Origin of the sequence: Desulfovibrio sp. 1188_IL3213 (assembly GCF_036763145.1) — a bacterium.
GTDB lineage: Bacteria > Desulfobacterota > Desulfovibrionia > Desulfovibrionales > Desulfovibrionaceae > Desulfovibrio.
Window position 1 is genome coordinate 1 of record NZ_JBAIYR010000084.1, and the last position, 7290, is coordinate 7290.

Sequence of the window (7290 nt, forward strand, 5' to 3'; positions counted from 1 at the left end):
CAGCGTAGCCAGAAAATTTTCCATAAGCTTCATGCCCAAGGTGTCATCGCCGCGCCCCAGTGTTTCTGTGGTCAGCAAAACAAGGGTCTGCGCGCCCGGTCCTCCTTCCACTGCGCCGGACCCTGCGCCCTGTGGCGCAGTGACCGGCACGCTCCCGACGGGCAATCCGTCTCCTCCGTCGGCCAATACGGCCTTGATACGCCAGCACCGGGGGTCTTCCTGCGCAACCTCAAGCAGATAGCCACGGCCCTGAAGAAAGCGCTGCACATTTTCCAGCGCGGGGGCGTTGTCAACCACCACTTCCAGTGCAGCGGCCCCTTCCCCGACGGCAGTGCGACAGCGGATGACCGGTTGAGGGCAGGCAAGCCCCCTGCAATCAAGAATCTCCATAATATCAACCTCTTTGCTGTTACATGGTTTTATTTACATTTCTTGCTGTTAAGAGTAAATATACATTTGCCGATAAGCAAGCAAACCAAGGCGGAAATATATGGGCATTATACTGCAACTCTTCATACTGTGTTCACTCGCCGGCATGGCTTTTATGGGTGCGCTGCACGGCTTGCAATGGCTGCTGCCTGTTTTCGCCGCAGCCTGTGCCGTGGCGGACGCGCTCCTTTGGCTGAAACGCAGGACCGAGGACAAAAAACTGCGGGAGCAGAGCGACGCTCTTTTTGTCGATGGCGCTGCGGCCCGCGAGGGTGATGTGACCGAACGCGCCGGATACTGCTTCAGCCACCTGCACGACGCGGAACAGGCCGTGGCCGAAGACGCCGCTGCCATCAAACATATGAACGCCACGGCCGACGAACTTAAAGCACGTCTGGCCGCGGTTGAAGAAGAAAAAAAGAACCTGCACAACAAGTCCGAACGCGGGGCAATGGTGCTGCACAAGGCGCATTCGGTATGCAGCAATCTGTCCTCCGACGTGCGTGGGCTGACCAGCCTGGTGGTCGAGGTGAGCAAGGGCGTCGAGTCCCAGCGCGACAGTCTCACTGAAAGCAGCCAGGCTATGGAAAAAGTTTCGCAGGCCGCCTTCCAATCGTCAACCAGGGTACAGGAACTTTCAGAAAGCGCCCAGCGCTCCAGCGCCAGCGCCGCCACGGGCGAACGCGAAGTGGAAGGCGCGCTTTCTTCCATCGAAAAACTCAAGGATATCATCGTACAGCTCAAGGCGGCCATGGCCGGGCTGGGCGAAAAAGCCAGCAATATCGGCCATGTCATGAATGTCATCAATGAAGTGGCCGACCAGACAAACCTGCTGGCTCTCAATGCCGCCATTGAAGCCGCCCGGGCCGGAGATGCCGGGCGCGGCTTTGCCGTGGTGGCCGACGAGGTGCGCAAACTGGCCGAAAAAACCATGGGCGCCACCAAGGAAGTGGAAGAAGCCGTGCGCGCCATACAGGATGAAACACAAATCAATGTGCAGACTGTGGACAGGGCTGCCCGCCTGAGCATGGACGGGGCCGAGCAGGCCGCCCGTGCCGGGGCCTTCATGCGCGACATTCTCCACGCCATGAACGAAACCGCCGCCCACCTCCAGAGCATAGCCCAAGGCGTCAAGGATCAGTCCGAGCAGAGCATCGGCACAAGCGAAACGATGGGTGAAATCCGCCGGATATCGGAACAGACGGTAGCCGGCATGGAGACGTTCATCGCCGCCCTCATGAGCTTCCAGAGCGGCATGGAAGAACTGGACATGACCATCAACGCGCTGGTCTCCGGCGACTACGAGCAGGCCACATCGGACAAGTTCGTCCAGTGGACGCCCAAGCTCGACCTGCATGTCGCCATGGTGGACAGGCAGCACCGGCTGCTGGTTGACTATATCAACGAGCTGTACACGGCAATGGCACACAACCGCACAACGGAAGAGCTTCAGGCCATTCTGCGCAAGCTGCGCGACTACACGGCCACGCACTTTGCGGACGAAGAAAAGCTGTTCACCGCCACCGCCTATCTGGGCGCGGCGGAACACATGAAAATCCACAGAAAGTTTGTGGCAAAACTGGATGAAGTGGAAGAACAGCTCAAATCCGGTACGGCCACCGTGAGCATGGATCTGCTGACCTTCCTCAAGGACTGGCTTGTGCAGCACATTATGGGTACAGACCCCACCTATCTGCCGTACCTCAAAAAGGAAGATTTTGAGCAGGATCACGGCCGGTAGAAACCTGCCTGCCAGCACCGGTTCACTGGCCTTATACCCTGGCACCACGCGGCCTGACGCGGAACACAGGCATGCCTGAGGGGCGCGCAGGCGGCACTTCCGGGCAGCAGGAACAAAAAACAGTTACCTTCCCTGAAAAACACGCCAAAAGGGCCTTGCCGCAGCAGTGCGGCAAGGCCCTTTCTGTTCCTGCGCGGGCCAATGACAAAACGTAACACTTACGACCTTACACGACTGTTCCAAAACGCCAGCACACTGCACTGCTTCCGGAAAGCGCAGGCTGCCCTGCCCTCGGCGAAAAATCCGAACCGCGCGACACGCAAGCCGGATGACACTCAAAAACGACAACACCAGACACAAAAAGCCTTTCTGTGACTGAGTATGCCAGCAATATTCGCAGCAGAGGGATGGAGAGATGCGCTACCTGTCTGAATTCCATAATATATAGCAGATTATATCATCTACAAATCGAAAAATATTACACAGAGATTAATGCATCTTTATCATTTTAATTTTATATGCATAAGGCGCTATACAGTATAATAGGATTGATTACATAACTATCGCCTTCAAAAAAACATTGATTTTCAAATCACGGCCAAGATAGATTTTTGTTAATTTACCTTAACTAGGGTGCGTACATATTTTTAAAAATCTCTTCTCAGGAAATAAGCCATGGTCTGGACGATTGAAAACGAAGAAGTTATCCGAGTTGGAGACTCTACAACGCACGGCGGCAAGGTGCTTACCGGGTCTGAAAATACGTTTTATGAAGACATACCAATAGCCAGAGTAGGAGACAGGGTATCCTGCCCAAAATGCAAAGGAACGCATCATATTGTCAGTGGCGCTCCAGAAGCGTTCGATGATCAAAAGCCGATTGCCCGCAATGGGGATTTGGTTTCTTGTGGAGCAAAACTGATTGCCCGAAGTGCTGCGGCAAACTCTCAGGAGGAGCGAATTCCATATGCTGGGCCATTCGACGGGCAATACGATGAACAAATCATCGCTATTGATGCCACAACTGGTAAGCCCATTCATTATTATCCATTTTTTATTGAAACTGAGGACGGTAGAACCTATATGGGACGAACCGACAAAGGAGGGAAAACTCCCCGCATAAGCACACAAGGCAAACAACTCCTGACAGTATATTGGGGTGAAGAGGCCGTACTCAAGGGCGCAGAATAAAGGAGTTGCTTATATGCCAAACCGCAAAAATACCATGCTGACGAATCTCAAAGAAGGTTCACAAGTCAAAGAACCCAAAAAAATCATTTCGTTCAGTGAGCTATGGGGTAATTTTCCTACAGGCTATCCCTGCGACGAAAATACATATGAAGATCAATGTGCCATTCGTGTCGCGGTTGCCCTTCAAAGATGTGGCGCATCATTTAAAACATACAGAGGAGCAACATGCGGACTGCATAAGGACGAAAAGCATGCTCTCCGCGCCGAAGAACTTGCAAACTGGCTCAACAAACGATACTTGGCGAACTGGCCTGCCCCAACCGATATTACGGGGACAGATTGGCAGAAAAAGGCAGATGGAAAGACAGGAGTGATTTTTTTCAAAGATTACTGGCTCCGCAAAGGTGAAAGATATCCTTCCGGCGATCATATAGATTTATGGAATGGCTCAAGATTTCCCATTACCTCAGCTCCTTCGGCTGCTATGAATATTCTCCGGTTCGGCTTAGGGGTTGGTTCAATTGACCTCTTTGATATTCAGTATTCCGATTTGGCTGGTGCCAGTAAAATTCTTATTTGGGAGCTACTGTAGTGAAAAATCTGTTTATTGGAATCCTGAGTTTTTGCATAAGCTTTATAGTAGGTTGCCAATTTATCAGGGTGCCAGCTTCTCAGATCCCAGTCTGTGGTGAAGACTGTGCTGGATATTCTGTACTTTGTGGAATTATATATTTTATTATTTATTTCCTATCTTGCTTTTTTTTCGCCATGAACTATTCACGTTCACAAAAAACAGAATACATTGTTCGCCTTTTGTGCTTTTTCGGGGTAACGGCTCTGATAGGCTTTTCAATCAACAGGTACATATTATTTGGGGAGCCCTAACAAAAGGCGCTTGGTGATAGCTGCCTTGCAAAACCGGCAACGCGCGACCAGTCAAGCGGCGTTGCACAGAATGGCGGACTGCTTTGTTTAGGGCAGGGGAAAGAGGGGCGGTTCAACCAAGGCAGGCACATGTCGGACATCTCCGGCGCGTTGCGCCTTCATTTTCTGACCTTCGGTTCCGCGCTCCCTCCCCCCCCGCAGTTCCGGCTCCACCTGTACGGCCTCCCGGTCACAGGCATGATCTCTTCCGCCATTGACCGGGCAGCCATGATCTTGACGGCACACTTCAGTTGTCGCCTGAAAAAGATTACTGGCTCCGCAAAGGTGAAAAATATCCTTCCGGCGATCATATAGATTTATGGAATGGCTCAAGATTTCCCATTATCTCTGCCGCTTCGGCTGCTGCGGGCATGCTCTGGTTCGGCTTAGGGGTTGGTTCAATTGATCTCTTTGACGGCTTCCTTCAGTATTCTGATCTTGCTGGCTCAAAAAAAATCCTCATTTGGGAACTGCAGTAATGAAAAAAATTCTCATTGGTATTTTTAGTTTCTGCATAAGCGCTATAGTTGGCTCTCAGTTTCTCAGAATACCAGGTTTACCGGCTCCGCGTTTTTATGGTGAAGATTATGCTGGTATATCAGAGCTTTTCATCATGCTGTTAATATATTGCATTGCATATATTACAGCATGCCTTTCCTTTGCTGTTAAATTTTCGCGTTCACAAAAAATAGAATACATTGTTCGCCTCTTGTGCTTTTTCGGGGTAACGGCTCTTATAGGCTTTTCAATCAGTAGGTACATATTATTTGGGGAGCCCTAACAAAAGGCGCCTGGTAATAGCTGCCTTGCAAAACCGGCAACGCGCGACCAGCCAAGCGGCGTTGCACAGAATGGCGGACTGCTTTGTTTAGGGCAGGGGAAAGAGGGGCGGTTCAACCAAGGCAGGCACATGCCGGACTTCTCCGGCGCGTTGCGCCTTCATTTTCTGACCTTCGGTTCCGCGCTCCCTCCCTCGCCGCAGTTCCGGCTCTCTTGCTCTGAAGCAGCGCGTTCTTATTTTGGCAAAAAGCGTTGGGCAGTGACGCCAAAAGGGGAAGCAACAATAAAAAAGGGGAAAAACGCCAAAAACGTTTCTCCCCTTTATACTGAAAGCGTGGCAGCGGGCCTGCATTGTCGCAATATTCAGAACAGTTGCCCATCAGTACCCGCACAGCGGCCGCGTACCGTCAAAAACCTCCCCCTTGTCCGGGACGGTGTTTGCGTCAGTTGCCGCACATACCCAGAAAGTAACCGTGAAGGCGCGTATCCGGAGTCAGCTCCGGATGAAAGGACGTAGCCAGAATGTTGTTCTGGCGTACGGCCACGGCCTGCCCCTTGACCTCGGCCAGCACCTTTACGTCCGGCCCCACGCTGGTGATGACAGGAGCGCGGATGAAAACCGCCGGAACGGGTTCCGGGCCGATTTCCGGCATGCTGAGGTCGGTTTCAAAGCTGTCCACCTGACGGCCAAAAGCATTGCGCCGCACAGTGGCGTCCAGCACGCCCAACCGGGGCTGGTCTGAATTTTCAATAACGCGGCACAGCAGGATAAGTCCGGCACAACTGCCATACACCGGCATGCCCTGTTCAATGCGCTCGCGCAGAGGTTGCAGCATATGCCACTCGTTGAGCAGCTTGCCCATGGTGGTGCTTTCGCCGCCCGGAATGATCATGGCATCAATGCCATCCATATCCTTGAGCTGACGCACTTCGCGGGCCGCCACGCCCAGACGGGACACGGCGGCCACATGCTCACGAAAAGCCCCCTGAAGGGCCAGAACACCCACACAGCGTGCGGCCATATTACCAGCCCCGCTCCTGCATGCGCTCGCCCGAGGGAATGGTGGAAATTTCAATACCCACCATAGGTTCGCCCAGATCGCGGGAGATTTCGGCCAGCAGGGCGAAATCCTTGTAGTTGGTCACGGCCTGCACGATGGCCCTGGCACGCTTGGCCGGATCGCCGGACTTGAAGATGCCGGAACCCACAAACACGCCGTCGCAGCCAAGATGCATCATCATGGCGGCGTCAGCCGGGGTGGCAATGCCACCGGCGGCAAAGTTGACCACGGGCAGGCGGCCTTCTTTGCGCACGAGCAGGCACAGTTCAAGAGGAGCGCCCATTTCTTTGGCAAAGTTGGGTACTTCGGCTTCGGGCAGGGCGCAGAGCATGCGCACTTCGTCCATAACCTGGCGGCAGTGGCGCACAGCCTCAACCACGTTGCCGGTGCCGGGCTCGCCCTTGGTGCGAATCATGGCCGCGCCTTCGGCGATGCGACGCAGGGCTTCGCCCAGATTGCGGCAACCGCAGACAAAAGGCACGGTAAAGTCGCGCTTGTCGATGTGATATTTGTCGTCAGCGGGAGTAAGCACTTCGCTTTCGTCGATGTAGTCCACGCCCATAGACTCAAGAATGCGCGCTTCCACAAAGTGACCGATGCGCGTCTTGGCCATAACGGGAATGGAGGCCACTTCCATAATTTTTTTAACAATGGTGGGGTCGGCCATGCGGGCCACGCCGCCGGCAGCGCGAATGTCCGCAGGTACGCGCTCCAGAGCCATTACGGCGCAAGCGCCGGCTTCTTCAGCGATCTTAGCCTGTTCGGGAGTGGTGACGTCCATGATCACGCCGCCTTTCAGCATTTCCGCAAGGCCTGTCTTCAGGCGGATGGTGCCCTGTTCCATTTCTTCTACTCCTTTGAGCCGGGTCTGCCGGCGAGATGTTTGGCAGTCTACCGCTCACGCTGCGGCGTTGCTGGGATGCTTTATATGTCATAAGCGTTCGCCTGACAATACATTGGCGAAGCCGAAACAGGTTCTGATCGCCTCCGGCTTGCGCTCTCCCCCGGCTCTGAGTATGCTGTATTTTTCCAGAGGATGCCTATGACGACCACACCCAGTTTCTGTATCAGGCTGCCTTTTCTGCGCGGTTCCCTGGCGGACAGGCACGCGGAAAACGCCCGTGCGGCTCTGCCCGCGACCCTGCTTTTGTGGCCCGGCCTGCC

7 protein-coding genes are annotated in these 7290 nt (G+C 53.9%); 4 read left to right on the forward strand and 3 right to left on the reverse strand.

Annotation, left to right across the window (positions count from 1 at the left end; translation table 11 throughout):
• On the reverse strand, positions 1 to 390 hold a 390-nt coding region (locus tag V6C16_RS05655), incomplete at its 3' end, for a sulfurtransferase TusA family protein (RefSeq protein ID WP_333542870.1).
• 100 nt (positions 391 to 490) lie between these two features.
• Here V6C16_RS05655 and V6C16_RS05660 point away from each other — a divergent pair.
• From V6C16_RS05660 to V6C16_RS05675, 4 genes are all read left to right on the forward strand, one after another.
• The gene (locus V6C16_RS05660) at positions 491 to 2170 is read left to right on the forward strand and encodes a bacteriohemerythrin (protein WP_333535951.1); all 1680 of its coding nucleotides are present in this window, start codon (positions 491 to 493) and stop codon (positions 2168 to 2170) included.
• A 675-nt stretch (positions 2171 to 2845) separates the two neighbouring features.
• Complete coding sequence (locus tag V6C16_RS05665) at positions 2846 to 3361, forward strand: PAAR domain-containing protein (protein ID WP_333535948.1); 516 nt, start codon at positions 2846 to 2848, stop codon at positions 3359 to 3361.
• 13 nt (positions 3362 to 3374) lie between these two features.
• The gene (locus tag V6C16_RS05670) at positions 3375 to 3953 is read left to right on the forward strand and encodes a type VI secretion system amidase effector protein Tae4 (RefSeq protein ID WP_333535946.1); all 579 of its coding nucleotides are present in this window, start codon (positions 3375 to 3377) and stop codon (positions 3951 to 3953) included.
• A 583-nt stretch (positions 3954 to 4536) separates the two neighbouring features.
• Complete coding sequence (locus V6C16_RS05675) at positions 4537 to 4764, forward strand: hypothetical protein (protein ID WP_333535944.1); 228 nt, start codon at positions 4537 to 4539, stop codon at positions 4762 to 4764.
• A 744-nt stretch (positions 4765 to 5508) separates the two neighbouring features.
• Here the strand turns inward: V6C16_RS05675 and pdxT are convergent.
• Both pdxT and pdxS read right to left on the reverse strand, forming a co-directional pair.
• Positions 5509 to 6087, reverse strand: a complete 579-nt coding sequence (gene pdxT / locus V6C16_RS05680; protein WP_333535942.1) for a pyridoxal 5'-phosphate synthase glutaminase subunit PdxT — start codon at positions 6085 to 6087, stop codon at positions 5509 to 5511.
• A 1-nt stretch (position 6088) separates the two neighbouring features.
• Entirely contained in the window at positions 6089 to 6970 is an 882-nt protein-coding gene (gene pdxS / locus V6C16_RS05685; protein ID WP_333542871.1) for a pyridoxal 5'-phosphate synthase lyase subunit PdxS, read from the reverse strand.
• Positions 6971 to 7290: the final 320 nt, after the last annotated feature.